At 67.6% G+C, this 1,574-nt stretch carries 1 protein-coding gene; it reads left to right on the forward strand.

Annotation, left to right across the window (positions count from 1 at the left end):
* The coding region (locus M2283_RS51500; protein WP_280883564.1) for a non-ribosomal peptide synthetase at positions 1–1,574 on the forward strand (1,574 nt) is incomplete at both ends.

The raw sequence follows: 1,574 nt of genomic DNA on the forward strand, positions 1-1,574 counted from the left end.
GGTCTTGGTGCGTATGCGCATCAGGATGTGCCGTTCGAGCGGTTGGTGGAGGAGCTGGCTCCGTCTCGTTCGCTGGCCCGGCATCCCCTCTTCCAAGTCGTCCTCACCAAACTCAATACCTCGTCCGAGCAGATCGGCGCCTCCTCGGCTGTGGACCTGCCCGGCGTCCAGTCCAGGACGCTGTTTATAGGAAAGCCCGCCGCCAAGTTCGATCTGGACGTGCTCGTGGGTGAGACGTTCGACGCTGAAGGGGCACCGACGGGCGTGCGGGGAGCGGTGACCGTGGCGGCGGATCTGTTCGATGCCGCTACGGCCGGGGAGATCGCGAACCGCTGGATCCGCGTCCTGGAAATGCTGTCCGGAGACCCTTCGACGCGGCTCTCGTCGGTGGATGTGCTGGGTGCGGTTGAGCGTCGTCGGGTTCTTGAGGATTGGAATGCGACGGCTGGTGGGGTGATGCCGGCTGGGATCCCTGAGTTGTTCGGTGGGCAGGTGGCGCGGACTCCGGACGCCGTCGCGGTCGTGTCGGGTGGTGTGTCGGTGTCGTATGCGGAGTTGGATGCGCGGGCGAATCGGTTGGCGCATTTCTTGCGGGTGCAGGGTGTCGGTGCCGAGTCGGTGGTGGGGTTGTGCCTGCCGCGGGGTGCCGAGTCGATTGCGGCGATCCTGGGTGTGTGGCGGGCGGGGGCGGCGTATGTGCCGTTGGATCCGGGTCTGCCGGCGGAGCGGATTGCGTTCATGCTGGCGGACAGTGGTGCGGTGTTGACGTTGACGTCGGAAGAGGTGTTGGAGGATCTTCCGGCGGGCCGGCAGCGGTTGGTGGCGGTCGACGGTCCGCTGGTGGCGATGCAACTGGCCGCGGCCCCGGTGACGGCTCCGGAGGTGCCGGACCTCGTGCCTGGTCAGGTGGCGTATGTGATGTATACGTCGGGGTCGACGGGGCGGCCGAAGGGTGTCGCGGTCACGCATGGGGCGCTGGCGAACTATGTCGGCTCGGTGCCCGGACGGGTGGGCTTCGACGGGCCCGGCCGGTTTGCGGTGTTGCAGGCGCAGGCCACCGACCTGGGCAACACGGTGGTGTTCGCGAGCCTGGCCTCCGGTGGCGAGCTGCACATTCTCGATGAGGGCGCGGTCACGGATGCGGCGGTGGTGGCCTCGTATCTGGCGGAGCATCGGATCGACTACCTCAAGGCGGTTCCCTCGCATGTCGCCGCGCTGGGTGCTGCTGCGGTACTGCCCGCGAAGTCCCTTGTGCTCGGTGGCGAGGCGGCTTCTGCGCAACTCGTGGGTGAGTTGCTGGCGGGCGCGGGCGATCGAGCTGTGTTCAATCACTATGGTCCGACGGAGGCGACGATCGGTGTCGCGACGGCGCGTCTGACTGCGGCGATGACCGCATCGGGGGTGGTTCCGGTGGGATCTCCGGTGGCTAACACCCGGTTCTATGTGCTGGATGAGGGTTTGCAGCCGGTCGCTCCGGGCGTGGTGGGTGAACTCTATGTAGCGGGTGCGCAGCTGGCGCGCGGGTATGTGGGTCGGGCCGGGTTGACGGCGGAGCGGTTCGTGGCCTGCCCGTG

The sequence above is a fragment of the Streptomyces pseudovenezuelae genome (genome assembly GCF_029892565.1).
In the GTDB taxonomy this organism is placed as follows: Bacteria; Actinomycetota; Actinomycetes; order Streptomycetales; family Streptomycetaceae; genus Streptomyces; species Streptomyces pseudovenezuelae_A.